Annotated in this window: 26 protein-coding genes; 21 read left to right on the top strand and 5 right to left on the bottom strand. The window is 62.1% G+C overall.

Translation table 11 applies throughout. The features are described 5' to 3' along the window. Positions 1-61: 61 nt before the first annotated feature. Both Q0K43_RS01780 and Q0K43_RS01775 read left to right on the top strand, forming a co-directional pair. Positions 62-439: a BlaI/MecI/CopY family transcriptional regulator gene (locus Q0K43_RS01780; protein ID WP_297288852.1), complete on the top strand. Its 378-nt coding sequence runs from the start codon at positions 62-64 to the stop codon at positions 437-439. Continuing rightward, positions 436-1,923, top strand: a complete 1,488-nt coding sequence (locus Q0K43_RS01775) for a M56 family metallopeptidase (RefSeq protein WP_297288851.1) — start codon at positions 436-438, stop codon at positions 1,921-1,923. The genes Q0K43_RS01780 and Q0K43_RS01775 overlap by 4 nt, the downstream gene beginning before the upstream one ends. 105 nt (positions 1,924-2,028) lie before the next feature. Here the strand turns inward: Q0K43_RS01775 and Q0K43_RS01770 are convergent, their stop codons facing one another. The 5 genes from Q0K43_RS01770 to Q0K43_RS01750 form a co-directional block, all read right to left on the bottom strand. Next, positions 2,029-3,018, bottom strand: coding sequence for an ABC transporter permease (locus tag Q0K43_RS01770; protein ID WP_297288850.1), 990 nt, complete (start codon positions 3,016-3,018; stop codon positions 2,029-2,031). Further along, on the bottom strand, positions 3,015-4,103 hold the full coding sequence (locus tag Q0K43_RS01765) for an ABC transporter permease (protein WP_297288849.1): 1,089 nt from the start codon (positions 4,101-4,103) through the stop codon (positions 3,015-3,017). Before Q0K43_RS01765 ends, Q0K43_RS01770 begins: the two co-directional genes overlap by 4 nt. Next, positions 4,096-5,685, bottom strand: coding sequence for an ABC transporter ATP-binding protein (locus Q0K43_RS01760; RefSeq protein WP_366086121.1), 1,590 nt, complete (start codon positions 5,683-5,685; stop codon positions 4,096-4,098). Before Q0K43_RS01760 ends, Q0K43_RS01765 begins: the two co-directional genes overlap by 8 nt. Positions 5,686-5,782: 97 nt before the next feature. Beyond that, entirely contained in the window at positions 5,783-7,048 is a 1,266-nt protein-coding gene (locus Q0K43_RS01755) for a BMP family ABC transporter substrate-binding protein (RefSeq protein WP_297288847.1), read from the bottom strand. Positions 7,049-7,150: 102 nt separating this feature from the next. Beyond that, entirely contained in the window at positions 7,151-7,723 is a 573-nt protein-coding gene (locus tag Q0K43_RS01750) for a xanthine phosphoribosyltransferase (protein ID WP_297288846.1), read from the bottom strand. A gap of 258 nt (positions 7,724-7,981) precedes the next feature. Here Q0K43_RS01750 and Q0K43_RS01745 point away from each other — a divergent pair, with 258 nt between their 5' ends. The 19 genes from Q0K43_RS01745 to Q0K43_RS01655 all read left to right on the top strand — a co-directional run. Further along, the gene (locus Q0K43_RS01745) at positions 7,982-9,637 is read left to right on the top strand and encodes an S-layer homology domain-containing protein (protein ID WP_297288845.1); all 1,656 of its coding nucleotides are present in this window, start codon (positions 7,982-7,984) and stop codon (positions 9,635-9,637) included. A 33-nt stretch (positions 9,638-9,670) separates the two neighbouring features. After that, a complete protein-coding gene (locus Q0K43_RS01740) occupies positions 9,671-10,528 on the top strand; it encodes a YitT family protein (protein WP_297288844.1) in 858 nt (285 codons plus the stop codon). Positions 10,529-10,660: 132 nt separating this feature from the next. After that, positions 10,661-11,896, top strand: a complete 1,236-nt coding sequence (locus Q0K43_RS01735; protein ID WP_297288843.1) for a peptidylprolyl isomerase — start codon at positions 10,661-10,663, stop codon at positions 11,894-11,896. A gap of 182 nt (positions 11,897-12,078) precedes the next feature. Continuing rightward, a complete protein-coding gene (locus Q0K43_RS01730) occupies positions 12,079-12,768 on the top strand; it encodes a response regulator (protein ID WP_297288842.1) in 690 nt (229 codons plus the stop codon). A 100-nt stretch (positions 12,769-12,868) separates the two neighbouring features. After that, entirely contained in the window at positions 12,869-13,675 is an 807-nt protein-coding gene (locus Q0K43_RS01725) for a ParB/RepB/Spo0J family partition protein (protein ID WP_297288841.1), read from the top strand. A gap of 165 nt (positions 13,676-13,840) precedes the next feature. After that, positions 13,841-14,626 carry a ParA family protein gene (locus Q0K43_RS01720; protein WP_297288840.1) on the top strand — a complete coding sequence of 262 codons (786 nt, stop codon included), beginning with the start codon at positions 13,841-13,843 and terminating at the stop codon, positions 14,624-14,626. A 2-nt stretch (positions 14,627-14,628) separates the two neighbouring features. Further along, the gene (locus Q0K43_RS01715; RefSeq protein ID WP_297288839.1) at positions 14,629-15,519 is read left to right on the top strand and encodes a ParB/RepB/Spo0J family partition protein; all 891 of its coding nucleotides are present in this window, start codon (positions 14,629-14,631) and stop codon (positions 15,517-15,519) included. Further along, positions 15,516-16,067, top strand: a complete 552-nt coding sequence (locus tag Q0K43_RS01710; protein WP_297288838.1) for a hypothetical protein — start codon at positions 15,516-15,518, stop codon at positions 16,065-16,067. The genes Q0K43_RS01715 and Q0K43_RS01710 overlap by 4 nt, the downstream gene beginning before the upstream one ends. Before the next feature lie 83 nt (positions 16,068-16,150). After that, positions 16,151-17,452, top strand: coding sequence for a serine--tRNA ligase (gene serS, locus Q0K43_RS01705; RefSeq protein WP_297288837.1), 1,302 nt, complete (start codon positions 16,151-16,153; stop codon positions 17,450-17,452). Positions 17,453-17,462: 10 nt separating this feature from the next. Then, complete coding sequence (gene mscL, locus Q0K43_RS01700; protein ID WP_297288836.1) at positions 17,463-17,882, top strand: large-conductance mechanosensitive channel protein MscL; 420 nt, start codon at positions 17,463-17,465, stop codon at positions 17,880-17,882. Continuing rightward, on the top strand, positions 17,875-18,228 hold the full coding sequence (locus Q0K43_RS01695) for a hypothetical protein (protein WP_297288835.1): 354 nt from the start codon (positions 17,875-17,877) through the stop codon (positions 18,226-18,228). The genes mscL and Q0K43_RS01695 overlap by 8 nt, the downstream gene beginning before the upstream one ends. A 60-nt stretch (positions 18,229-18,288) precedes the next feature. Next, on the top strand, positions 18,289-18,744 hold the full coding sequence (locus tag Q0K43_RS01690) for an S-layer homology domain-containing protein (RefSeq protein WP_297288834.1): 456 nt from the start codon (positions 18,289-18,291) through the stop codon (positions 18,742-18,744). Further along, positions 18,641-19,558, top strand: coding sequence for a WG repeat-containing protein (locus Q0K43_RS01685; RefSeq protein WP_297288833.1), 918 nt, complete (start codon positions 18,641-18,643; stop codon positions 19,556-19,558). Before Q0K43_RS01690 ends, Q0K43_RS01685 begins: the two co-directional genes overlap by 104 nt. Before the next feature lie 60 nt (positions 19,559-19,618). Then, positions 19,619-20,380 carry a 16S rRNA (guanine(527)-N(7))-methyltransferase RsmG gene (gene rsmG, locus Q0K43_RS01680; RefSeq protein ID WP_297288832.1) on the top strand — a complete coding sequence of 254 codons (762 nt, stop codon included), beginning with the start codon at positions 19,619-19,621 and terminating at the stop codon, positions 20,378-20,380. A gap of 88 nt (positions 20,381-20,468) precedes the next feature. Further along, positions 20,469-21,212: a septum site-determining protein MinD gene (gene minD / locus Q0K43_RS01675; protein WP_297288831.1), complete on the top strand. Its 744-nt coding sequence runs from the start codon at positions 20,469-20,471 to the stop codon at positions 21,210-21,212. A 31-nt stretch (positions 21,213-21,243) separates the two neighbouring features. Continuing rightward, positions 21,244-21,660 carry a methylglyoxal synthase gene (locus Q0K43_RS01670; RefSeq protein WP_087187280.1) on the top strand — a complete coding sequence of 139 codons (417 nt, stop codon included), beginning with the start codon at positions 21,244-21,246 and terminating at the stop codon, positions 21,658-21,660. A 307-nt stretch (positions 21,661-21,967) separates the two neighbouring features. Continuing rightward, positions 21,968-23,317 (top strand): histidine--tRNA ligase, encoded by a 1,350-nt coding sequence (gene hisS, locus Q0K43_RS01665; RefSeq protein ID WP_297288830.1) that lies wholly within the window; start codon positions 21,968-21,970, stop codon positions 23,315-23,317. A 70-nt stretch (positions 23,318-23,387) separates the two neighbouring features. Continuing rightward, on the top strand, positions 23,388-24,317 hold the full coding sequence (locus Q0K43_RS01660) for an S-layer homology domain-containing protein (RefSeq protein WP_297288829.1): 930 nt from the start codon (positions 23,388-23,390) through the stop codon (positions 24,315-24,317). 125 nt (positions 24,318-24,442) lie between these two features. Further along, on the top strand, positions 24,443-25,161 hold a 719-nt coding region (locus Q0K43_RS01655), incomplete at its 3' end, for an amino acid--tRNA ligase-related protein (RefSeq protein WP_297288828.1).

The raw sequence follows: 25,161 nt of genomic DNA, 5'->3' as shown, positions 1-25,161 counted from the left end.
TTCTCCGCTATAATCTTCTACAGAAGAAGAAGTTCTACGGATGAAGAAGGAGGTGCAAGCCATGAAGCAGGACATTCGCCGCCTGCCCGACAGCGAGTTGGAGCTGATGCAGATCATCTGGGACAAGGAGCCGCCGGTGACCCGGTCGGAGATCGAGGAGGCGCTGGGCAAAACTCATCCCCTGGCCCCCACCACCATCCTCACCTTCCTTACCCGGCTGTGCGACAAGGGCTTTCTTAAGCTGGAGCGCCGGGGGAAGGTCAACTATTACACCCCTCTGGTCACCAGGAAGGCCTATCTGGCCCAGGCCAGCCGTGGGGTGCTGGACCAGCTCTTCGGCGGCTCGGTGGCCGCCCTGGCCACCTCCCTGGTGGACGCCGGGGTGAGCCGGGAGGAACTGGAGGAACTGCGCAGGATGCTGGAGGAGGGGCGGCTGTGAACCTTGTACTTATCTGGGGCTACCGTCTGTTTGTGGCCGCCCTGCTGGCCGGCGGCATCGCCTACGCCTTCCATCGGGAGTGGAGCTACGAACAGCAGGTGGCCCTCACCGGCTGCACCAGCCGGAACAGCAGCACACGCAGCACTGTGGTTTGGCTTACCCCCTGGTCTCTTCCCATCGTGGTAGCCGTGCTGTGGCTGATCACCCTGGTCTTTGCCGGTCCGGCGGTGGGGGCCGCCGTACTGACGGAGTTCTCCCTCCAGCTGATGGTGCTGCTCACCTTTTATTTCGGCGCGCTGCTGCTCCTGCTCCCCCTGCTGCGGCGGAAGATCTCCGCCCGGGCCTGCGCCACCCTGTGGCTGCTGCCCGTCTTTCTCTATTACAACTTGACGGTCTGGCGGATGAGTTACCTGCCGCCCCTGGTGGTCCTGCGGGTGCCGTCCGGTGTGGTCCCATCGCTGCTGGGACTGTGGGCGGCGGGCTTTGTGGCGGTGGTGCTGTGGCATATGTTCTCCCACTTCCGGTTCCGCCGGGCTCTTCTGAGAGACGCCAGGCCGCTGGAGGAGCCGGACGTGATCAATCTATGGTGGGAGGAACAGCGCCAGGTCTTGCTGAAGCGGCACATTCCCCTGCTCATCAGCCCCGCCACTACCTCCCCCCTGACCATCGGACTGTCTCACTCCACCATGTGCCTGGTGCTGCCGGAGCGGGCCTATACACTGGATCAGTACCGGCTCATCTTCCGCCATGAACTGCGCCACGTCCAGCGCCGGGACGTGGACACCAAATGTTTTTACATCCTGTGTAAGGCCTTGTGCTGGTTCAATCCCCTGATGTGGCTGGCCGCCCGGAGGGCCTCCGCCGATCTGGAGCTGTCCTGCGACGAGATGGTGGTATACGGCGCGGATGACCAGACCCGCCGGGAATATGCCTCCCTCCTGCTGGAATCCGCCGGGGACGACCGGGGGCTGTCCACCTGCCTGTCCGCCTCCGCCTCCAGCCTGCGCCATCGGCTGCGGGGGGTGGTCAACCCCGGGGAACACACCTCGGGAACCAAGTTGCTGGCCCTTATGATGGCGACCCTGGTGCTGTGCTCCGGCCTGGTGGGGGTGAGCGGCAGCTACGGCACGCTGGGAGAGGTGGCTTTGGCCTCCTACGGGCCGGACTACAGGGTGTCCTCGGTATCCATCGATGGGAGAACCCGCTACCATTCTCAGCGGGATATGGACCCCCAGATCAGTGGGACCCTGCTGGACTACCTGTCCGCTCTGCCGGTGACCAAGCTGGCCACCGGTCAGACGGTCAGTGACAGCGAGGGCAGCCACCTGAGCGCCTTTGTGTCCGCAGGGGACGCATATCTCTTCCTGAACCTCACCGACCAGCTGTGCTCCGTCCAGGACGTGAACAGCGACCAGATCTCTGCGGTGCTCTGCCGGGTGGATGGCCCGGTAGACTGGGACTATCTTGAGTCCCTGCTGCAATGACATGGCAGACGGGCCGATGTGGACATTGGCCCCTACGATACGCCATAAATGCCACAAAGAAGAGCGGCCCCGGCGCAAATGCGCCGGGGCCGCTTACTGGTTTTATTACCGCTCCTCCCGGAAGTAGGGCAGGCCCAAAGAATTGGGCGGCTGCTTGTCTTTGCTGTTGCGCAGGGAGGTAAAGATCAGCACGATGACGGTGACCACATAGGGCAGGATCTTGTACAGCTCGTCGGGGATGAAGCCCAGGTGGAGCCGCTGGTACAGGATCATCAGCGCGCCGAAGAGGATGGAGCCCCAGATGGCGTTGAGGGGCCGCCACAGGCAGAAGATGACCAGGGCAACCGCCAGCCAGCCCTCGCCGGACAGGGCCTCATGGTTCCACACACAGCTGGCGATGGTCATAATGTACACCATGCCGCCGATGGCCGAAATACCGCCGCCGATGACGGTAGCCAGGTATTTGTACCGGGTGACGTTGACGCCGGCGGCGTCGGCGGTGGCGGGGGACTCGCCCACCGCCCGCAGGGACAATCCCGCCTTGCTCTTATTGAGGAACAGGTGCATCCCCACCGTCAGCACGATGCCCAGGTAGAGGAAGATACTGTGACCGAAGAGCAGGGGTCCCACCACCGGCAGCTCCTGCAGGGCCGCCGGGAAGGGGGAGTTGAGGAACACCGCCTTCAGGTTGTTGCTCACCGCCACATAGCCGCCGGAGGTCACCCGCATGTACTCGCCAATGAACTGGCCGGCGCCGGTGCCGAAGATGGCCAGGGCCAGGCCCGTGACGTTCTGGTTGGCCCGGAGGGTGATGGTGAGGAAGGAGTAGATGAGGGCTCCGATGGCGCCGCCCAGGAAGGCGAAGAACAAAGCCAGGATGACGGCCAGCACGCCGCTGGTGCCGCCGGCCCCCTCGAAGTAGAAGGCAGCGCCCAGGCCCATGGCTCCGCCCATGAACATCATGCCCTCCACGCCCAGGTTCAGGTTGCCCGCCTTTTCCGACAGGATCTCACCCAGGGTGCCGTAGAGCAGGGGCACGCCGTTGAGGACAGCAGCCATAATGAGAAGCAGCACCGCGTTGCTGTTGACACTCATGATTCGGCCACCTCCTTATGGCCGCCCCGGAGGATGAGGCGGTAGTTGATGAAGAACTCGCAGCCCAGCATACAGAACAGGAAGATGCCGGTGATGATATCCGAGATAGAGGCGGGCACGGACAGCTGGGTCTGGAGGGTGTCGGCGCCCTTGTCCAGCACCGCCAGCAGTACCGAGATGCCCACCATGGCGAAGGGATTGAGCTGGGCCAGCCAGGCCACGGTGATGGCGGTAAAGCCCACACCGGCGGCCACGCCGGAGTACAGGGTGTTGTCCGCGCCGGAGGCCACGATGAAGCCCACCAGGCCGGCGATGGCGCCGGACAGGAACATGGTACGCATGATGATCCTGCCCACGTTCATACCGGCGTACCGGGCGGTGTTCTCACTCTCGCCGATGACGGCGATCTCATAGCCCTGCTTGGTGTACTTCATGTAGAAGAACATGGCCACCGTCAGGATGAGGACGATGATCCAGCCGCAGTGGACCCCCAGCACCTTGGGCAGCACGGCGGCGGAGTCGAACTGGGGAATGATCTGGGAGCCGGGACGGCCCTCCCAGGGGCCGCCCTGGAGCCATTTCACCACGCCGATCATGATATAGTTCATCATCAGGGTGAACAGGGTCTCGTTGGTGCCCCACTTGGCCTTGAAGAAGGCGGGCACCAGGGCCCACAGGCCGCCGCAGATGGCGCCGGCCACGGCCATGACCACCAGCAGCATGGGGCCTGGCAGCTTATCCGCCCAGAACAGGGCGAAGTAGGAGGCGCCCACGGCGCCCGCGGTGATCTGGCCCTCGGCGCCGATGTTCCAGAAGCGCATCTTGAAGCAGGGGGCGATGGCCAGTGCGGTGCCCAGCAGGGGCACGGCAATCTTCACGGTCTGGCGGATGGCGGTGGGCTTGCCCAGAGAGCCGCCCACCATGGTGCCGAAGGCCCCAAAGGGGTTGTGGCCCATCAGCAGGAAGATGAGGGCGCTGATGAGGATGGCCGCCAGGAAGGAGGCGCCCCGGATAGCCCACACCTGGCCCTTGGGCATCCCGTCCCGCTTGGCCAGACGGATCAGGGGAGTATGAGATTCATGCATCCGATCCAGCCTCCTTTCCGCCGCCCACATGGGTCATAAGCAGGCCCACCTGCTCCTTGGTGGCGGCCGGTCCGTCCACAATGCCGGACACCTGGCCGCCGCACAGCACCAGAATACGATCGCACAGCTCCAGCAGCACGTCCAGGTCCTCGCCCACCAGCAGCACCGCCACGCCCTTCATCTTCTGCTCGTTGAGCAGCCGGTAGATGGTGTAGGAGGAGTTGATATCCAGGCCCCGGACGGGGTAGGCGGTCATGAGTACGGTGGGGGTGGAGGCGATCTCACGGCCCACCAGCACCTTCTGCACGTTGCCGCCGGACAGCCGCCGGACGGGGGTAGCCACCCCGGGGGTGACGATCTCCAGCTCGTCGATGAGCTTTTCCGCCAGGGCCTTGGGGGCCTTCCGATCCACCAGAGGGCCGGGGGTGTCCTTATAGGTCTTGAGCATCATGTTGTCCACCATGCCCATGCCCCCCACCAGGCCCATGCCCAGCCGGTCCTCAGGCACAAAGGCCAGAGAGACGCCCACCTTGCGGATCTGGCCGGGGGTCTTGCCCACCAGCTCCTCCCCCGCCTTGTCCACCGGCACATGGTGGCCGGCGATGTCACTGTTGGGGTGGGGCGGATAGTAGAAGATGTGGCCGGACTCGGCCTTCTGAAGGCCGGCCACGGCCTCCAGCAGCTCCTTCTGGCCGGAGCCGGCAATACCGGCAATGCCCAGGATCTCACCGCCGAAAGCCTGGAAGGAGATATCCTTCAGGACGCTGACCCCCTCCCCGCTGCGGCAGTTGAGGCCCTTCACCTCCAACCGCAGGTCCTTGTACTTGGCCTGGGGCCGGTCGATGTTCAGGGTGACGGCGTGACCCACCATCATCTCGGTGAGCTTCTGGGGGTTGGTGTCACAGGTGTTGACGGTACCGATGTACTTGCCCTTGCGGAGGACCGCCACCTTGTCGGACAGGGCCATCACCTCATGGAGTTTGTGGGTGATGATGACGATGGCCTTGCCGTCGGCCTTCATGGCCCGGAGGATGTCAAAGAGCCGCTCGGTCTCCTGGGGGGTGAGGACGGCGGTGGGCTCGTCCAGAATCAGGATCTCGGCCCCCCGGTAGAGTACCTTGACGATCTCCACCGTCTGCTTCTCGGACACCGACATGTCGTATACCTTCTTGTTGGGGTCGATGCCGAAACCGTACTTGTCGCTGATGGCCTGGACCTGGGCAGCCACCGCCTTGCGGTCATGATCCTTCCCTTTCAGACCCAGGGCGATGTTCTCGGCGGCGGTGAACACCTCCACCAGTTTGTAGTGCTGGTGGATCATGCCGATGCCGTGGGCAAAGGCGTCCTTGGGGGAGCGGATGGTCACCGGCTTGCCGTCGGCCAGGATCTCCCCCTCGTCGGGCAGATAAATGCCGGAGAGCATGTTCATCAGGGTGGTCTTGCCGCTGCCGTTCTCCCCCAGCAGGGAGAGGATCTCCCCCCGGTCGATGGCCAGGTCAATGCCGTCGTTGGCCACCACCTTGCCGAAGCGTTTGGTGATGTGTTTGAGTTCAATTGCGTGGACAGTTTCCAAGGCTGTCATCCTTCCTGTGATGAGACGTGGGTGGGTGTTTCACGGGATTTCCCGGGAAAGGACAGAAAAGAGGGCTGCGTGTGCAGCCCTCTTTTGGGTCAGGTCATCAATAGGCGGAGTTGAGCCACTCGATGCCGTCGATCTGCACGGTAAAGTAAGGCGCAGACTGGAAGGCGGACTCATGGAAAGCACCGTTAAACACGGCCTCCTCGGAGTCGGCCACGAAGTCGCCGTCGGTATCCAGGGCCATGCAGGTGGTGAGGGGCTCGCCCTTCACGGTGAAGGTGGAGGTGTCGAACACCTGCAGCTCACCGGAGCGGATCTGCTCCTCCACCTCGGCCAGCTTCTCAGCGGTACCCTCGGCGGCGATGTCCTCGTTCAGGGGAGTCATAACCACGGCGCCCTCGTCCATGCCGTGGCACCAATCCTGGGCAAACTCCTCGCCGTTGGCCACGGCCTCGATGGCGTACTCAAAGTACACGGACCAGTCGATGCGGGTGCCGATGAGGGAGGCGTCGGGGGCCACGGAGATCATGTCGTTGTTGTAGCCGGTGTGGAAGGCGCCGTTGTTCTGAGCAGCGGTGGCGGGGGTGGTGTTGTCGGAGTGCTGGGAGATCATGACGCAGCCGGCGTCGCACAGGGCCTGGGCGGCGTTGCCCTCCTCAGAGGCGTCGGACCAGGAACCCACGAACTGGACCTTCATGGTCACGCTGGGGCACACGCTCTTGGCGCCCAGGTAGTAGGCGGTAAAGCCGGAGATCACTTCGGCAAAGGAGTAGGCGCCCACATAGCCGATGACGGCCTCTTCGGCGGTAATCTCGCCGTTGTCGATCATCTCCTGGAGCTTCATGCCGGCCACCACGCCGGCCAGGTAACGGCCCTCATAGATATTGGCGAAGGCGTTGTGGGTGTTGTCCAGGCCGTCGTTCCAGGAAGCCTGGTTGGTGCAGGCGATGAACTCGATCTCGGGATAGTCGGGAGCCACCTTCAGCATGAAGGGCTCAAAGCCGTAGGAGTTGTTGATGATCAGGTCGCAGCCGGCCTCGGCCAGCTCGATGTTGGCCTCCTCACAGGAGGAGTCCTCGCCGATGTTCCACTTGACCTGCCAGTCCACGGTGATGCCCTTGGCGGCCAGCTTCTCGGTGACGGCCTCCTTGCCGCGGATGAAGTTGTAGGTATAGCCCTGGTCGTTCTCGTCGCCGATGCAGATCAGGCCCACCTTGACGGTCTTGCCCTCGCCGGAGGGGGTCTCGCTGTTGCCGGAGACAGTCTCGCCGCCGGAGGGGGTCTCGGTGCTGCCGCCGCCGCAGGCGGCCAGGCCCAGCATCATGGCGCCGGCCAACAGCATTGCCAGGAATCTTTTCTTGTTCATGTCCAGTTTTCCTCCTTTAGATCCAATATGACTTCCAACTTTCCTTCAAAACAGCCCGCTTCCCCACAGGCTGGTCTGAACACACCTATGACGGCCGGTCGCTCAGCAGAACTCCACGCCGTTCTCAACACTCATACTCTTGATCCGTGCCAGGGATTCCACCCTCACGCCCATGCCCCGGATCATGTCGCCGCCGGGCTGGAAGGCCTTCTCCACCGCGATGCCGGCGCCCACCAGGGTAGCCCCGGCGTCCCGCACCAGCTTGATGAGGCCCTGGAGGGCGGAGCCGTTGGCCAAAAAGTCGTCGATGATCAGCACCCGATCCTGCGGCAGCAGGAATTCCTTGGACACAATGATGTCATATACCCTGCCGTGGGTAAAAGACTCCACCTTGGAGGTATATACGTCGCCGGCAATGTTCTTGGTCTTGTTCTTTTTCGCAAAAATCACCGGACAATCAAAAAACTGCGCAGCCACACATGCGATCCCGATCCCCGATGCTTCGATGGTCAAAATCTTCGTGACTCCGCAGTCCTGATATAAGCGCAAAAACTCCTTACCCATCTCCTGAAACAGCTTGACGTCCATCTGATGGTTGAGGAAACTGTCTACCTTCAGCACACCGCCCTCCCGGATCTTCCCGTGGGTGCGGATGCGCTCTTCCAGCAATTTCATACCGCCGTCTCCTTAATCAAATAGTTATCTTCATTGTATCGAATTTTCTCCCCTGCTGCAACCGACCATATTCTATCAAAAAACCCGCTCGCCGTCACGCCTTTTTATCAATTTTGTCTGATATGCCGAGGTATTTTTCTTAAGTCCGCTCCTCCGCCCGTCCCTTTTCTCGTTGTACTTTGCATCCGCCTTTGATAAAATAGGAGGTACCAGACCAAACTTCCTGTTTCACCCATGACAAAGGAGGTCTTTTCCCCTATGAAGCGCCGTATCTGCGCGGCGGCTCTTACCGCCGTTTTACTGCTTTGCGCCGCCCCCCTCTCCCCCGCCGCCCGGGCCTTTTCCGACACCGGCGGCCACTGGGCCCAGGCCGACATTGACAAGGCCCGGGATTACGGTCTGATGGAGGGCTACCCCGACGGCCGGTTCGGCATCAGGGTCAACATCACCCGGGCGGAATTTGTCACCATTTTGTGCCGCATGTTCGGCTGGGACATGATCTCCCCGTCCTCCCCCTCCTACATAGACTGCGGTACCGGCGAGTGGTATTACTCCGCCGTGGAGACCGCCCGGGCCCACGACGTGATGGACCCCAACGGCGCCTTCCGCCCCCTGGACTACATCAGCCGGGAGGAGATGGCGGTGATGCTGGTGCGGGCCCTGGGGTACGACACCCTGGCCCAGGACCTGTCTCAGCTGTCCCTCCCCTTTGACGATGTAAAGAGCAACGCGGGCTACATTGCCATCGCCTATGACATCGGCATGATCCGCGGCGTGGCCGGGCCGGGCGGTCAGCTGAAGTTCCTGCCCTCCCACTCCGCCACCCGGGAGGAGGCCGCCACCATGCTGGTGCGGGTGTATGAGCGGTATCTCTCCAAGGTGGACTGGCTCCACGGCTTTTACGCCTTCTCCTCTTACTCCCAGATCAACCTGACCGCCGATATGGACGCCGTCAGCGTGGGCTGGGCCCGGCTGGAGTACGGCGAAAACGGCCCCACCCTCAACTCCACCAGCACAAACGGCAACGACTGGGTGAAACCCTCCGACCCCACCCCCGCCACCGACTACTTTACCAGCCACGGGGTAGACTACAACCTGTGCGTCTTTGGCTCTGCCACCGACTCGGTGACCCTGGCCGACGGCTCCACCACCTCCACCGTGGCCGCTGTGGTCAACAACTCCAACGCCCGGGCCCAGGCCATTGACGCCCTGGTGGCCGCCGCCGGAGACTACGCCGGCCTGACCATCGACTTTGAGGGGCTGAAGGGAGATACCATAAAGAAAAATTATGTCACCTTTATGCAGGAGCTGCGGGCCGCTCTGCCCGACAGCAAGACCCTGTATGTGTGCGTCCAGCCCGACACCTGGTACACCGGCTTTGACTACCGGGGCCTGGGGGATGTGTGCGACAAGGTGATCCTCATGGCCCACGACTACCAGTGGACCTCCATCCCGGAGTCCTATGTGGGCACCGGCAACACCGACTCCCCCGTCACCCCCATTGCCAGCGTGTATGAGGCCCTGCGGGACATCACCGATCCGGATACCGGCGTCCGGGATGTGAGCAAGATCGCCCTGGCCATCTCCTTCGGCACCGCCGGGTTCCATATTGACGAGGACGGAAAGCTGCTGGACACCACCATCTACCACCCCGGCGCCTCCACCCTGGCCGCCCGGCTGGCCCAGCCGGACACGGTGGTGACCTACAGCGATAAGTACCGCAATCCCTACGCCATCTACACCAATGAGGAGGGCGAGAGATACAAAGTGTGGTATGAGGACGCCCGCAGCGTGGCGGACAAGCTCCAGCTGGCCAAGATGTTCGGCATCACCGGAGTATCCCTGTGGCGGGTAGGCACCATCCCCGCCAGCAGCGGCTACGACGTGTGGAGCGCCGTCCAGGCCGCCCGATGACAGGCCTCCCCCTGACGAAAAGGAGAGATGGACATGATATCGGACAAAAAGCGATTCTGGAAGGAATTTTTCTGGATGAACCTTGCCACGGTCATGATCTCCGTGGGCGTCTACTGCTTCAAATTCCCCAACAACTTCTCCATGGGCGGTGTGTCCGGCCTGTCCATCCTGCTGGGCAAGGTGCTGCCCGTGCTGTCGGCCTCCTCCTACAACACCATCATCAATGTACTCTTCCTCATCCTGGGCTTTCTGATGCTGGACAAGAGCTTTGGGTTCCGTACGGTGTACTGTTCCCTGCTGTCGGCGGGGCTGATCCAGGTATTTTCCTGGGTGTGGCCGCTCACCGCTCCTCTCACCGACCAGCTGATGCTGGAGCTCTTCTTCGCCGTCATCCTGCCCGCCCTGGGGGCCGCCATCCTGTTCAATATCGACGCCTCCTCCGGCGGCACCGATATTGCCGCCATGATCCTGAAAAAGTACACCGGCCTGGACGTGGGCACCGCCCTGCTCATCTCGGACGTGGCCATTGCCGCTGCCGCTCTCTTCGTCTTTGACGTCAAGGCCGGCCTGTGTTCCCTGCTGGGCCTGGCCCTCAAGTCGGTACTGGTGGACGGCGCTATCGAGTCTCTCAACCGCCGGAAGGCTTTCTTTGTCATCACCTCCGACCCGGAACACGTCTGCGACTATGTGACCCACACCCTGGTGCGGGGCGCCACCGTGTGGACCGCCCAGGGCGCCTACACCCACGACGTACACCATGTGGTCCTCACCGTCCTCTCCCGGAGCCAGGCGGTGGCCCTGCGCCGCCACCTGAAGCAGGTGGACCCCCACGCCTTTATGATTGTGGCCAACTCCAGCGAGATCTTTGGGAAGGGGTTTTTGCGGGCATAGCCTTCCCCACTCCCCGTCACCTTTGTGAACTTTCGGTAAACGCCGCTCCGGCCCGGTTGCCGGGGAGAAGAAAAAGGTGTAAACTAGTTCTGTTTCGCCGGGATTCCGGCAACCGTAAGGAGGAACGAAACAATGAATTGGAAAAAAACACTGTGCGCCGGCCTCAGCGGCGCGCTGCTGCTGGGCGCCATGGCTGGGTGCGGCACCTCTGACGCCCAGCCCACCGCCACTCCCGCTGCCGACGACGTGGCCTATCAGGCCATCGGCCTGCCCCGTGACACCGTACTCTTTACCGTGGACGGCAGGGACGTGACCGCCGACCAGTATCTCTACTGGCTGCTGACCAGTATCTCCACCGCCAAGAACGCCGGCTACCTGGCCGACGACGACGCCTGGGAGGAGGAGATCGAGGGCCAGCCCACCGCCGACTACCTGAAGGAGCAGGCCCTGGAGATCAGTAAGCTGTACGCCACGGTGGCCAGCCACGCCGAAGCGGCGGGCGCCCTTGTCACCGAGGAGCAGCGGGCCGAAGCCGAGACCCAGCTGGAGCAGATGGGCAGCTTCTATGAGCAGTATTACGGCCTTACCCTCCAGGAGTGGCTGGATCAGCAGTGCATCAGCCGGGATGCCTACCTCTCCCTCAACGACGCCTATTATCAGGTCCAGAACCTCCAGGCCTCCATGGAGGAGGCCGGGGAGCTGACGCCTACCGACGAGCAGATCCAGGCCATGATTGAGGCGGAGGACATCTATAACTGTAAGCACATCCTGCTGGCCTTCCCCCAGCACGACGACGGTTCCGATCCCACCGATGAGGAGAAGGCGGCCACCAAGGCGGAGGCCGACGCTCTGTATGCCGAGATTACCGGTTCCGCCGACCCCATCGCCGCCTTTGACACGGCCATGAACGAAAAGAGCGACGACGGCCGGGATGAGACCACCGGCGAACTCTACAAGCCCGAGGGCTACACCTTCCTGTCCTCCGGCGCTCTGGTGGACGGCACCTCCTCCCTGGTGAGCGAGTTTGTTACCGCCGGCACCGCCCTGTCCGTGGGTGAGATCAGCCAGCCGGTGGAGACCAGCTACGGCTACCATATCCTCCTGCGGCAGGACGCCGACAACGAGGATACCCGCTCGGCCTACTCGGCTTACGCCATGAACCAGCTGCTGGACCAGTGGACGGCGGAGGCCAAGGTGGAGACCACCCAGGCCTATGACGATTTGGACCCCAAAAAGCTCTACGACTTCATGAAGGACATGGCCCTCCAGTGGCAGGCAGAGCAGGAGGCGGAAGCCGCCGCCTCGGCCAGCCCCGCCGTGGAAACCGAAAGCCCGGCGGCGGAGCCTACCGCCTCTCCGGCAGCTTGATTCCATTTCCATTTGTTTTTCCGCAGCAGCGGCGGCGCAAGCCCCGCTGCTGCTTTTATTTCCATCCGTCTCCAAAGTGACCGTTTACTTCCGGCTGGCTTTCGTTTATCATAGAATTACATGAAACTCGAACCTTGTCTGATTTTCTGAAACAGGCCATTTGGAAAGGGGGCGCTGGTTCCATGGGAATGGAGATCCGGGTTCTGGTGGCGGAGGATGACCCCGCCGCCAGGCGTCTGCTGACCGCCACCCTCCCTCACCTGCCCGGCCTGAGTCTGTGCGGCGCGGCGGAAAACGGCCTGGAGTGTCTGGAACTGGTGGACCGGCTGCGCCCCGACGCTCTGTTGCTGGATTTGGTGATGCCTTGCCTGGACGGTCTGTCCGTGCTGCGGGCTCTGTCCCGGTTACCTGCCCCGCCGGTGACGATAGTCACATCACAGATCGCCCATCAAGGTGTGGTGAAGTGTTCCCTCTCCCTGGGGGCCAGCTACTACCTGGTTAAGCCCATCAACTGCCAGGCCCTGCCGCAGCTGCTTCAGTTCCTCTGTCTGGCACCCCTCAAGCGCGCCGCCTTGGCCCTGTTGGAGGAGATGGGCGCCTCCGGCATGGGGATGGAGGCCGCCGCCCAGGCCGCCGTGGTACTCTGCCAGGATCCCACCGCCTTGCTGAAACAGGCCTACGCCCCCACTATTTCCGATCAACACACCTGCTACGCCAGTGTGGAGAAGAATATCCGGGCCATGGTGGACAAGCTCCATACCGCCGCCTCCCCCGCCTATCGCTCCCTCATGGGCGGCCTCCCTCTCCAGCGGCCCAGCAACCTGGTTTTTCTGCGCCGCCTGGCTCAGGCCCTGGACCAGGCAGGCGCTTAAATGGAAAATATTTCCCATTCGACGTCCTTCCGCTTTTTTTGCGAAAAAATGTGATAATCTATAGATATCCATTATTTACCATCGCAAAGGAGGGGCTACTATGCCGCTGTTGCGTCGAAAGGGCCTTTTTGAGAGCAATCGTGTCCAGTTTCTGCCCGTCGCTTCCATTTCCCCCAATCCGGGACAACCCCGGACCTACTTTGCCCAGGACTCTTTGGAGGAACTGGCCGCCAGTATTAAAGAGCATGGGGTGCTTCAACCCCTGTCAGTCCGCCGGACAAGCGGCGGATATGAACTGGTCTCCGGGGAACGCCGGCTGCGGGCCTCCAAGCTGGCGGGGCTGTCCGAGGTTCCCTGTATTATTGTCACCGTGGACGGGCAGGAGTCCTCTCTGCTGGCGCTGGTGGAAAATCTCCAGCGGCGGGATCTGGACTTTGTGGAGGAGGCTGCCGCCCTGTCCGCACTGATTCAGACCTATCACCTCTCCCAGGAGGAGGCCGCTAAGCGGATTGGCAAATCACAGTCCGCTGTGGCCAACAAGCTGCGGCTGCTGCGGCTCTCCCCTGCCACGCTGTCCATCCTGCGGCAGCACGGCTGTACCGAGCGCCACGCCCGGGCCCTGCTCAAGCTGGAGGACCCCGCCGTCCAGACGGAGGCGGCCCGTTATGTAGTGGAGCAGGGATTGACGGTGGCCAAAACCGAGCAATATGTGGAGGAGCTGCTCCATCCCCTTCCGGACAAGCCCCAGCGGAAGAAACCCGCCTTTATTATTAAGGATGTGCGGCTCTTCCTCAACACCATTACCAGGGGGCTGTCCATCATGAAGAGCGCGGGGGTCAATGCCAACTGCCGGCGGCAGGAGACGGCGGACGCCATTCAGCTGACCATTACCATTCCCAAGTCCTAGGCTTCTCTTTTTGGAGTGTTTCACGTGAAACAGTGAAACACTCCCTCTTTTTTTCATAGTGCCCGTTGGGCCGGGCAAGGAATTTTCTTTTTCAGTTGAATTGCGTCGGGTAAGGGGATATAATAATGCTCGGTACCTTTGAAGAGATATAAAGGCAGGTGCGCTATGGCAAAAACCATTGCTATTGTCAACCAGAAGGGCGGCGTGGGTAAGACCACGACCTGCGTCAACCTGGCAGCCGCCCTAAAAAATTTGGATCAGCGGGTGCTGGTCTGCGACTTTGATCCCCAGGCCAATACCACCTCCGGTTTTGGCGTGGACAAGACCATTTCCCCCAACATTTATGATGTGCTGCTTAACGGCGCGGAGGTGCGCAAGGCGGTGGTATCCACCCCCTATGCCGACGTCATTCCCGCCAACAAGTCCCTGGCCGGCGCCACGGTGGAAATGATCACCGCTGACCACCGGGAGTATTTGCTGAAAAACGCGCTGGCGGCCCTGAGCCAGGACTACGACTACTTGTTTATTGACTGCCCTCCCTCCCTGGAGCTGTTGACCCTGAACGCGCTGTGCGCCGCTGATTCGGTGCTGGTGCCCGTCCAGTGCGAGTATTACGCCCTGGAAGGTCTCAGCGATCTGCTCTCCACCATCCGCATTGTAAAGCGGTCGCTGAATCCCAAAGTGGCGCTGGAGGGCGTCATCCTTACCATGTACGATGGGCGGACCAATCTGTCCATGCAGGTGGCTGAAGAGGTCAAACGGCACTTCCCCGGCCAGGTGTACGCCTCGGTGATCCCCCGCAACGTACGTCTGTCGGAAGCCCCCAGCTTTGGTAAGCCCGTGCAGGCCTACGACCCCTATTCCCGGGGGGCCGAGGCCTATGGCGCCCTGGCTGCCGAGCTGCTGGAGCATAATCGCTATAACATCACCCGGGAAGAAAGGAGCAAATGAGTATGGCATTGGAACGGGGTCTGGGCAAAGGGCTGGGCGCACTGTTGGGCGACGCCGCCCTCCAATCCCAGGAGGGTGGATCCCTCTCCCTTCCTATTTCACAGGTAGAACCGGGTCTGAAACAGCCCCGGAAGCGGTTTGACGAGGAGGCCCTCCAGGATCTGGCCGATTCCATCCGCACCCACGGGGTGATTCAGCCGCTGACGGTACGGCGGCTGTCCTCCGGCTATTACCAGATTATTGCCGGCGAGCGCCGGTGGCGGGCGGCCAAACTGGCCGGCCTCACCGAGGTGCCTGCCGTGATTATCGAGGCCGACGACCGCAAAGTCATGGAGCTGGGCCTTATCGAAAACCTCCAGCGAGAGGACCTGAATCCCATTGAAGAGGCCAACGGATACAAGGTATTGATGGAGGAGTACGGCCTGACCCAAGAAGAAGTGGCCCAGCGGGTAGGCAAATCCCGCCCGGCCATTGCCAACGCCCTGCGGCTGCTGGCCCTGCCCGATGCGGTGCATATGCTGCTGGAGGAGGGCAAACTGTCCGCCGGCCATGCCCGGGCCATCCTCTCCGTACCCAGCGGCCAGCTGCAAAAGAAGCTGGCCCAGAAGGTCATTGCGGAAGATCTCAGCGTCCGTCAGACCGAGGCCCTGGCCAAGCGGCTGTCCAACGGCGAGAAAGAGCCCCCCGCTCCTCCCTCAGGCCCCGACCTGTCCATCTATCTGCGGGCGGCGGAGAAATCCCTGGCCGCCCGGTTTGGCCGCAAGGTCAATATTATTAGCGGCAAGAAGAAGGGCAAGGTAGAACTGGAGTATTATAATCAGGAAGACCTGAACACCTTGCTGGATCTGCTGGAGCAGCTCCCCTCCTCCGACAAGGGAGGTGCCCAGCCTTGAGCAATCCCGACACGGAGAAGCAAAATCAGGCCCGTCCCCAGCATGAGGCGGACCGGAAAAAGCCCGCCAAAGGCAATCCGGTCCTGTTCTATCTGATGATCCTCTTTGCCGCCGCCTTCCTGCTGCTGCTCATGTCCTTCCTGATGCAGCGCCGGGCCAACGAAGAGGCCATCAACAACCTGCAGCACACCTCCGACTCGGCCACCCAGTCTCTGGCCAACACCATTGCCCAGAACGAAAGCCTGACCAAACAGGTGGAAGAGTTGCAAACCACCCTTTCCCAACAGGAAGAGACCATTCAGGAGCAGGAACAGTCCCTGGCGGAGCTGGAGCAGCAGGTATCCGACCTGACCAAGGCCTCCCAGGCGCTGGACTGGTTCTGGCAGATCAACGAAGCCTATACCCGGGGCCGCTACACCCAGGCCCGCAGCCTCATTGAGGATATGGGCGACGAACTGCCCCAGTATCTGCCCAAGGAAAGCGTCACCGACAACGGCCGCTTCTCCCCCTACGACCGCTATCAGGAGATCTACGAGGCGCTGTATTAAGCGGTATTGTTTCACGTGAAACAACGTCGGAGCAAGCCCACGGGCCGCTCCCCTATCACACATTAGAAAGGTTGTATCACACCATGCTGGATATCAAATTTGTCCGGGAAAACCCCGAGATTGTCAAGGAAAACATCAAAAAGAAGTTCCAGGAGGAGAAACTGCCCCTGGTGGATCAGGTCATTGCCCTGGACGCTGAGAACCGCAAGACCATCCAGGAGGCCCAGGATCTGCGTACCGCCCGCAACGCCAAGAGCAAGCAGGTGGGCGTGCTGATGGGCCAGTCCAAGAAGGACCCCTCCAAGCTGGCCGAGGCCGAGGCGCTCAAGGCCGAGGTCAAGGCGGACGCCGACCGGCTGGCCTTCCTGGAGGGCCGGGAGACCGAGCTGGCCGAGGAGATCCGCAAGATCATGCTGGTCATCCCCAACATCATCGACCCCTCCGTGCCCATCGGCCCCGACGACTCCTGCAATGTGGAGGTTCAGCGGTTCGGCGAGCCCGTCACCCCCGACTTTGAGATCCCCTACCACACCCAGATCATGGAGTCCTTTGACGGCATTGACATGGACGCCGCCGGCCGGGTGTCCGGCAACGGCTTCTACTACCTGATGGGCGACATCGCCCGCCTCCACGAGGCGGTGCTGGCCTACGCCCGGGACTTTATGATCAACAAGGGCTTTACCTTCTGCGTGCCTCCCTTCATGATCCACGGCAACGTGGTGGAGGGCGTCATGAGCCAGACCGAGATGGACGCCATGATGTATAAGATCGAGGGTGAGGATCTCTACCTGATCGGCACCTCCGAACACTCCATGATCGGCAAATTCATTGACCAGATTATCCCCGAGGACAAGCTGCCCCAGACCCTCACCTCCTACTCCCCCTGCTTCCGCAAGGAGAAGGGCGCCCACGGCATCGAGGAGCGGGGCGTCTACCGCATCCACCAGTTTGAGAAGCAGGAGATGGTGGTGGTCTGCAAGCCCGAGGACTCCATGAAGTGGTACGAGCAGATGTGGCGCTACTCTGTGGAACTGTTCCGCAGCATGGATATCCCGGTGCGTCAGCTGGAGTGCTGCTCCGGCGACCTGGCCGACCTGAAGGTCAAGTCCTGCGACATTGAGGCCTGGTCCCCCCGTCAGCAGAAGTACTTTGAGGTCTGCTCCTGTTCCAACCTGGGGGACGCCCAGGCCCGCCGCCTGAAAATGCGCGTCAAGGGCGAGAAGGGCACCTACCTGCCCCACACCCTGAACAACACCGTGGTGGCTCCTCCCCGTATGCTCATTGCCTTCCTGGAGAACAACCTCCAGGCCGACGGCAGCGTGAAGATTCCCGCTCCCCTGCGTCCCTATATGGGCGGCAAGGAAGTGCTGGTACCCAAGGCATAAGGAGAAACAGATGTCCGCAAAAGAGAAAACCAAAGGCTTTATGGCCGAGTTCCGCAAGTTCATTGCCCGGGGCAACGTGATGGATCTGGCTGTGGGCGTCATTATCGGCGGCGCCTTCAAAACCATCGTGGATTCCCTGACCAACGACATTCTCATGCCCTTCGTGGGCCTGTTCATCGGCGAGAGTACCTTCGCCGCCCTCACCTTCCAGGTGGGAAATGCCACCATTGCATTTGGAAGTTTTATCCAGTCCGTGGTCAACTTCCTTATCATGGCCTTTGTCATCTTCCTGCTGGTAAAAGCCATCAACCGCTTCCACCGCAAGAAGGAGGAGGCCGCTGAGACCGTCCCGGCGGAGCCGGCCCTCTCCACCCAGGAGCAGCTGCTCACCGAGATCCGGGACCTGCTGAAGGAGCAACGCCATGACTGAGCGTCCGGAAAACAACGACCGCCGGGAGGAGCAGGAACCCTTTGTTCCTGCCTCCCCCGTCAAACGCATCATGGCCTGGGTGGGCATCGTCTACATGGTGGGCCTTGTGATCCTCAACATCTACCCCTTCTTCAACCAGGGGAACTACCTCACCGGCATTGCCCCCCTCTTTGCCTGCCCCGGCATTGCCGGTATATTCGCCATCTCCCTCTATCTGGCCCGCCATCCGGACAGCACCTATTCCCGAAAGGTGTCTATGGCCATTCTGGCGGTACTCTGCGCCGTAGGGTTTGTGGTCAGCCTGATTCTGGGTGTGCCGCCCCTGCTGGCCAACTTCGGCATCTGAACAAACAAAAGCCCGGAACTGCGCATCCCGCCGTCCCACCGTGAAACGGAGGTACGCACGATGAAACGACTGCTTTCCCTGCTGGTGACCGGCGCGCTGCTGATCACACCTGTCCTGGCCGCCCAGACCGATGTGGTGGCCTCCTTCCCCGCCCTGCGGGAACCCGCCGCCTTCGGGGATGTGGCCGACGACATCTGGTACGCCGACGCCGCCGGGCTGTGCTACGTCACCGGCCTGCTCAACGGTACCGGCAACGGCAACTTCTCCCCCAGCCGCTCCGTCACCATTGGCGAGGCGGCCACTCTGGCCGGGCGCATCCACCATATCCTCAGCGGCGGGGACGGCACTCTGCCTGAAGCGCCTGAAGAGTGGGGCCAGGTGGTCCTCACCCGGGCCGACGGAGATGGCCACCATGGCGGCCCGGCTCATCCGGCCGGAGCTGCGCCAGGAATTTACCCTCAAGACGGTGGACGACAGCCGCTATACCCTCACCCCCCTGGATCTGAAGGGCGGTAAGGCCGACGGCGACTGGGCCACCTCCTCCCTGCTCCCTGTGACCTATGAGGACCACTGGGCCCTGTACCGTGCCGACGGCACCTGGTACACCCCGGAGGAGGGCATGGTGTTCCTGGACGCCAATGAGGACGGTCTGGTGATGATGCAGGCCGCCGACGACACCTACGCCGTGGTGGACAGCTCCCGCGACTGGACCGCCGTTCCCTTTACCCCCAACTGGTCCTGCAAGCTGCTGGGGGACGGCAACTTTATCAGCCAGGCCTCTTATGACGCCGATCCCATCCTCCACGACCGGACCGGGGCAGCCATTGCAACCCTCACCGGCGACGGCCATTGGGACGTACTCAGCGACGGCCTGGCCCCCTGCCTGGACGAGAGCGCCCGGCTGTACGGCTTTGTGGACACCAAAGGTGAGTGGGTCATCCCGGCCCAGTATATCGAGGTCAAATACTTCCGTGACGGCTATGCCGCCCTCAAGCAGGAGGGCGGCTGGGGCGTCATCGACACCACCGGCAAGCTGGTCATCCCCTGCGCCCAGCCCAGTCTGGAACACCGGGGTGGCCCCTGGTTCTACAGCAGCTCCGGCCAGTGGCTTGCCGCCGACGGCTCCGCCGTGCCTGCCGCGGCCTCTTCCTACAACGGCCAGAACATCACCCTCACCGGCGACTACTTCCTCTGCGGCACCTATTACCTGGACCGGAACTTCCAGCCCGTCACCCCCCAGATCTTTGATTGGACCGGGCCGGTGGATGAAAACGGCTGCGCCTTTGTGGGGCTGGACGGCGCCACCTATCGCATTACCCTCAAGGCCTGAGTGTTTTCCACCTCCCGTTCCCTCTTTGGGGAAAGGTATCTGAAAAAAGGAGTCAAATCCATGCCCCACGAAACAAACACCCCCCAGGCTTCCACACCCGTCAGCCTGACCCCTCAGATCCCCCGGATCCAGAGGGGGCTGGAGGCCCTGGGCATCCACACCGACGGCGGGGCTGAGACCCTGGCCCGATACGGCGCCATGCTGCTGGCGCAGAATCAGGTTATGAACCTGACCGCCATTACCGACCCCGACCAGGTGGTGGATCTCCACTTCCTGGACAGCGCCGCCCTGCTCACCGTTGGCGAGGACTTCAAACACAAGACCCTCATCGACGTGGGCACCGGCGCCGGGTTCCCCGGTATGCCCCTGAAAATCCTGGAGCCCGCTCTCAACGTCACCCTGCTGGACAGCCTGGGCAAACGCATTACCTGGCTGGAGGAGGTGTGCAGGGCGCTTCAGCTGGACAACATCACCTGTCTCCACGCCCGGGGTGAGGAGCAGGCCCATCAGGAGGGCTTCCGGGACAGCTTTGACTATGCGGTGTCCCGTGCGGTGGCCTCCCTGGAGGTGCTGAGCGAGCTGTGCCTGCCCTATGTGAAGGTGGGGGGCAAATTCCTGGCCATGAAGAGCGTGGACAGCGGCGACGAGGTGGATCGGGCGGCCCGTGCGGTGGCCAAACTGGGGGGCCTGCTGCTGCCCCGGGTGGACTATGAGATCCCGGGCGCCGGAGTGACTCACCGGGTAGTGGTGGTGGAGAAGATCGCCCCCACCCCCAAGGGGTATCCCCGCCGGTGGGCGAGGATACAAAAATCACCCCTTTAAGCCGGTTTCCGCCTGCCAATTACAAAGTTAAGCATTGCGTCTGGCAAAAGAATGTGATATTCTAATCTTGTATGTCGGGAGTGAATCTATGTCCACAGCAATTATTATCACCTCAGGGAAAGGCGGCACGGGGAAAACCTCCCTCACCAGTGGTGTGGGTTCCTGCCTGGCCGCCCTGGGGCACCAGGTCCTGTGCATTGACATGGACATCGGCCTGCGGAACCTGGATTTGAACCTGGGTCTCAGCGATCGGGCCCTGATGGATTTTACCGACGTGCTTTCCGGACGCTGCACGCTGGAGCGGGCGGCGGTCCCCCACCCGGTGATCCAGGGGCTGAGTTTGATCACCGCGCCGGTGACCCTGCCCCAGGAACCGCTGAGCGAACAGGCCATGCGGGAAATGATCCGGCAGGCCCGAAAGAAGTACGACTACATCCTGATGGACTCCCCCGCCGGGCTGGGCGAAGGCTTTCGCCTGGCCAGCTGCGCGGCGGAGCGGGCCGTGGTGGTCGCCACCACCGACGCCTCCGCCCTGCGGGACGCCCAGCGCACGGTGACCATACTGCGGGGGCGTATCCCTCAGATCCACCTGGTGGTCAACCGGGTACAGCCCAAACTCATGCGGCGGCTACGCACCACCATTGACGACGCAATGGATACCGCCGGACTCCCCCTGCTGGGCATCATACCGGAGGACGCTCAGGTCATCCTCAGCGGCAATCAGGGAGAACCCCTGATTCTGCGGGCCAGCCGCGGGGCCGCCATCGCCTATCTGAATATCGCCAAGCGGCTTCTGGGCCAAAAGGTTCCGCTGATGAAGCTGCGGGCATGACCCTATCTGGAAAAGGAAGAGAAGGTGTAGTATGAATATCGCGTTGATGAGCCACGATCGAAAGAAAGAGCTGATGGTGCAATTCTGCATTGCGTACTGCGGCATCCTGTCCAAGCACACGATCTGCGCCACCAACACCACGGGCCGTCTGGTGGCCGAAGCCACCGGTCTGCCGGTCCAGCTCTTCCTGTCCCATGAGCATGGCGGCAGCCAGCAGATCGGCGCCCGTATTGCCTACAACGAGATCGACATGGTGCTGTTTTTCTCCGATCCCCAGTCCAGCGACCTGGACGCGGACCTGAAGTATATCACCCGCCTGTGCGACCAGTACAACATCCCGGTGGCCACCAATGTGGCAACCGCCGAGATGCTCATCCACGGCCTGGAGCGGGGGGATTTGGACTGGAGAGACATCATCAATCCCAAGACCAAACCCTTTACTGCTTGACGGCAATAAGCAGCATGATACCGCAATGACGGAGCAAGTACCGCTCACACCGCCGCACCAGAGAAAGGTCCCCTGGCTGGAAGGACCTGCGGCAGGCGATCGGGAGACGGCTTTATCAGCGGGCCCGGAGACGGGCGCGGTCCCCTTCCCGCACCAGAAGGCCAGAGGGCGCTTTTTAAGCGCCGAACATGGGTGGCACCACGAAAGCAGGCGCTTTCGTCCCGTGACAAGGGACGAGAGCGCCTTTTTGCGGATATCCCCCCACCGAGCCAAAATTCCAAATGTTACGATACAAAGGAGCATCACTATGGCCCAGATCAAACCCCGTACCCTGTCCGGCTTTATGGAATTGCTGCCTGCCCGTCAGGTGCAGTTCGACCGGATGGTGGACATCCTGCGCAAAAGCTACTCCCTCTACGGCTTTACCCCCCTGGACACCCCGGCCATCGAGGCCAGCGAGGTGCTGCTGGCCAAGGGCGGCGGCGAGACCGAGAAGCAGATCTACCGCTTTACCAAGGGCGACAGCGACCTGTCCCTCCGCTTTGACCTGACGGTACCGCTGGCCAAGTATGTGGCCCTCCACCAGAACGAGCTGACCTTCCCCTTCCGCCGGTTCCAGATCGGCAAGGTCTACCGTGGGGAGCGGGCCCAGAAGGGCCGCTACCGGGAGTTCTATCAGGCCGACATCGACGTCATCGGCGACGGCTCTCTGGACATCACCAACGAGGCCGAGATCCCCTCCATCATCTACAAGACCTTCACCGCCCTGGGCCTGAAACGCTTCAAGATCCGGGTAAACAACCGGAAGGTGCTGAACGGCCTCTTCGCCGTCCTGGGTCTGGAGGAGCAGGCCGGTGACGTGATGCGCACCATCGACAAGCTGGAGAAAATCGGCCCCGAGAAAGTGAAGGCCATCCTGGTGGACGACTTTGCCGTCTCCCCCGACACCGCCGACACCCTGCTGGGCCTGCTGGCCGCTCCCGATCCCATGGCCGCCCTGGAGCCCTTCAAGGGCAGGAACGAGCTGTTCGACCTGGGCGTGGCCGAGCTGGAGACCGTGGTGAAGTATATGTCCGCCTTTGGCGTGCCTGAGGACCACTTTATGGTGGATCTCACTATCGCCCGGGGCCTGGACTACTACACCGGCACCGTGTACGAGACCATCATGCTGGACCATCCCGAGGTGGGTTCCATCTGCTCCGGCGGGCGATATGATAACTTGGCGGAATATTATACCGACAAACAACTCCCCGGAGTAGGTATTTCCATTGGTCTGACCCGCCTGTTCTCGGTGCTGGAGGCCCAGGGCTACCTGAACGAGGAGATGAACACCGCTCCCGCAGACGTGCTGATCCTGCCCATGACGGAGGACCTCTCCCCCGCCATCTCCTTCGCCACCACCCTGCGGGAGGCGGGGGTGCGGGCCCAGCTTCACTGTGAGAAGAAGAAATTCAAGCAGAAGCTGTCCTACGCCGACAAGCTGTCCATCCCCTACGCCGCCTTCCTGGGCGAGGACGAGATCGCTCAGGGCAAGGTGACGGTGAAGGATCTGACCACCGGCGAGCAGCAGACCGTGACCCCCGCTGAGGCGGCGGCGCTGATCCAGGCCGGTCTGGCCGCCCGGGCGGTTGGCACCCCCATCCGGGACCAGGACTGAATGGAACTTTCCCCCTTTCAAGCCGTCTATAGAAGGCAAACCTGTGAGATTTGACAAGGAGGATTTTTCCATGAAAAAACTTTCCGCTCTGATTCTGTCCGCCGCCCTGCTGATGGGCTCCGCCGCCGCAGTCGCCCCTGAGGAGGCCTTCCCCAAGGTCAACGAGTACCCCGGCTTCATTGATGTGGAGGCCGGTTCCTGGTATGAAGATCCCGCCCGCATCTGCGCCGAGGTGGGGCTGATGCAGGGCACGGGCCACGCCTTTGCCCCCTTCCAGATCCTCACCGTGGGCGAGGTGGCCACCATCGCCGCCCGCATGAACGAGGCCATCACCGGGGAGGCTATTCCCGTGGCCACCCCCAAGCCCGGCGAGACCCTGCCCTGGTATTTCTCCTATGTGAAGTACCTGGAGGACCGGGGCATCGACGTACCCGACCCGGAAAAGCAGGCCACCCGTCAGGAGTTTGTGTCCATTCTGGCCGCCGTGGTGCCGGAGGACATGCTCGCCCCCATCAACACCATCACCACCCTGCCCGACACCCAGGATGAGGACGTGCTGCGCTTCTACAACGCGGGCATCCTCACCGGCGTGGACAACTGGGGCACCTTTGCCGCCGGCAACAGCCTGACCCGGGCGGAGACCGCCGCTATGGTGGCCCGTGTGGCCCGCACCGACCTGCGCCAGACCTTCACCCCGGCGGACTACACCCCCTTCACCGCCGCCGCTCTCAAGCCCTCTGACGTACTGTTTACCAACGGTACCACCGCCGGGGCCTACCTGCCCTATTTGCAGGAGCTGATCGACGGCCTGGAGGCCGACTGCGCCGCCCAGGGCATGGAATTCAACTGGTTCAACACCGTGGACGGGGTTACCTTCCTGGACTATGTGAAGAACACCGCCCTCACCCACTTCGGCGTCACCGCCAAGGACGGCACCGAGCTGTATAAGAACTTCGACGTGCAGGTGTATTACAGCCGTTACCTGGACCTGAAAGCGTAAAAAGCGGGCGGGTGTGGGCACCCGCCCCTACAATTGATTTGTTGCCCAGTAGGGGCCGATGCCCACATCGGCCCGTCCCATTTGTATTTTTACAACCATATATTACAATTTGGAGTTGATTTTACATGGCGAATGTGAAAACCGCCTACCGCACCCACAGCTGTGGGGAGCTGCGTATGGAGCAGGTAGGCCAGCGCGTCACCCTGGCGGGCTTCCTGGAGAACTTCCGGGAGGTGGGCGCCAACCTGGGCTTTGCGGTGCTGCGGGACTTCTACGGCACCACCCAGGTGGTGGCCGAGACCGAAGAGATGGTCAAGACCATCAAGGCCCTGAACAAGGAGTCCACCATCGCCGTCACCGGCGTGGTGCAGGAGCGTGACTCCAAGAACCCCAAGCTGCCCACCGGCGACATTGAGGTGGTGCCTGAGAAGATCGAGGTGCTGGGCCGCTGCCGCCACAACGAGCTGCCCTTCCAGGTCAACCGCAGCCGGGAGGCCGACGAGACCCAGCGGCTGAAATACCGCTACCTGGACCTGCGCAACCCGGAGGTAAAAAACAACATTATCCTCCGCTGCCAGGTGGTGGCCGCCCTGCGCAAGGCCATGATCGACCACGGCTTTTTGGAGATCACCACCCCCATCCTCACCGCCTCCTCCCCCGAGGGGGCGCGGGACTACCTGGTGCCCAGCCGGAAGCACCCGGGCAAGTTCTACGCCCTGCCCCAGGCCCCCCAGCAGTTCAAGCAGCTGCTGATGGCCTCGGGCTTTGACAAGTACTTCCAGATCGCCCCCTGCTTCCGGGACGAGGACGCCCGGGGGGACCGCTCCCCCGGCGAGTTCTACCA

It is taken from the genome of uncultured Flavonifractor sp., assembly GCF_944383115.1.
Classification (GTDB): Bacteria; Bacillota; Clostridia; order Oscillospirales; family Oscillospiraceae; genus Flavonifractor.
This window is presented reverse-complemented; position numbering and strand designations above follow the sequence as displayed.

Coding starts and splice junctions, on each gene's coding strand:
- Q0K43_RS01780 (WP_297288852.1), top strand. CDS start 62: ATGAAGCAGGACATTCGCCGCCTGCCCGACAGCGAGTTGGAGCTGATG.
- Q0K43_RS01770 (WP_297288850.1), bottom strand. CDS start 3,018: ATGAGTGTCAACAGCAACGCGGTGCTGCTTCTCATTATGGCTGCTGTC.
- Q0K43_RS01765 (WP_297288849.1), bottom strand. CDS start 4,103: ATGCATGAATCTCATACTCCCCTGATCCGTCTGGCCAAGCGGGACGGG.
- Q0K43_RS01760 (WP_366086121.1), bottom strand. CDS start 5,685: ATGACAGCCTTGGAAACTGTCCACGCAATTGAACTCAAACACATCACC.
- Q0K43_RS01755 (WP_297288847.1), bottom strand. CDS start 7,048: ATGAACAAGAAAAGATTCCTGGCAATGCTGTTGGCCGGCGCCATGATG.
- Q0K43_RS01750 (WP_297288846.1), bottom strand. CDS start 7,723: ATGAAATTGCTGGAAGAGCGCATCCGCACCCACGGGAAGATCCGGGAG.
- Q0K43_RS01745 (WP_297288845.1), top strand. CDS start 7,982: ATGAAGCGCCGTATCTGCGCGGCGGCTCTTACCGCCGTTTTACTGCTT.
- Q0K43_RS01740 (WP_297288844.1), top strand. CDS start 9,671: ATGATATCGGACAAAAAGCGATTCTGGAAGGAATTTTTCTGGATGAAC.
- Q0K43_RS01735 (WP_297288843.1), top strand. CDS start 10,661: ATGAATTGGAAAAAAACACTGTGCGCCGGCCTCAGCGGCGCGCTGCTG.
- Q0K43_RS01730 (WP_297288842.1), top strand. CDS start 12,079: ATGGGAATGGAGATCCGGGTTCTGGTGGCGGAGGATGACCCCGCCGCC.
- Q0K43_RS01725 (WP_297288841.1), top strand. CDS start 12,869: ATGCCGCTGTTGCGTCGAAAGGGCCTTTTTGAGAGCAATCGTGTCCAG.
- Q0K43_RS01720 (WP_297288840.1), top strand. CDS start 13,841: ATGGCAAAAACCATTGCTATTGTCAACCAGAAGGGCGGCGTGGGTAAG.
- Q0K43_RS01715 (WP_297288839.1), top strand. CDS start 14,629: ATGGCATTGGAACGGGGTCTGGGCAAAGGGCTGGGCGCACTGTTGGGC.
- serS (WP_297288837.1), top strand. CDS start 16,151: ATGCTGGATATCAAATTTGTCCGGGAAAACCCCGAGATTGTCAAGGAA.
- mscL (WP_297288836.1), top strand. CDS start 17,463: ATGTCCGCAAAAGAGAAAACCAAAGGCTTTATGGCCGAGTTCCGCAAG.
- Q0K43_RS01695 (WP_297288835.1), top strand. CDS start 17,875: ATGACTGAGCGTCCGGAAAACAACGACCGCCGGGAGGAGCAGGAACCC.
- Q0K43_RS01690 (WP_297288834.1), top strand. CDS start 18,289: ATGAAACGACTGCTTTCCCTGCTGGTGACCGGCGCGCTGCTGATCACA.
- Q0K43_RS01685 (WP_297288833.1), top strand. CDS start 18,641: ATGGCGGCCCGGCTCATCCGGCCGGAGCTGCGCCAGGAATTTACCCTC.
- rsmG (WP_297288832.1), top strand. CDS start 19,619: ATGCCCCACGAAACAAACACCCCCCAGGCTTCCACACCCGTCAGCCTG.
- minD (WP_297288831.1), top strand. CDS start 20,469: ATGTCCACAGCAATTATTATCACCTCAGGGAAAGGCGGCACGGGGAAA.
- Q0K43_RS01670 (WP_087187280.1), top strand. CDS start 21,244: ATGAATATCGCGTTGATGAGCCACGATCGAAAGAAAGAGCTGATGGTG.
- hisS (WP_297288830.1), top strand. CDS start 21,968: ATGGCCCAGATCAAACCCCGTACCCTGTCCGGCTTTATGGAATTGCTG.
- Q0K43_RS01660 (WP_297288829.1), top strand. CDS start 23,388: ATGAAAAAACTTTCCGCTCTGATTCTGTCCGCCGCCCTGCTGATGGGC.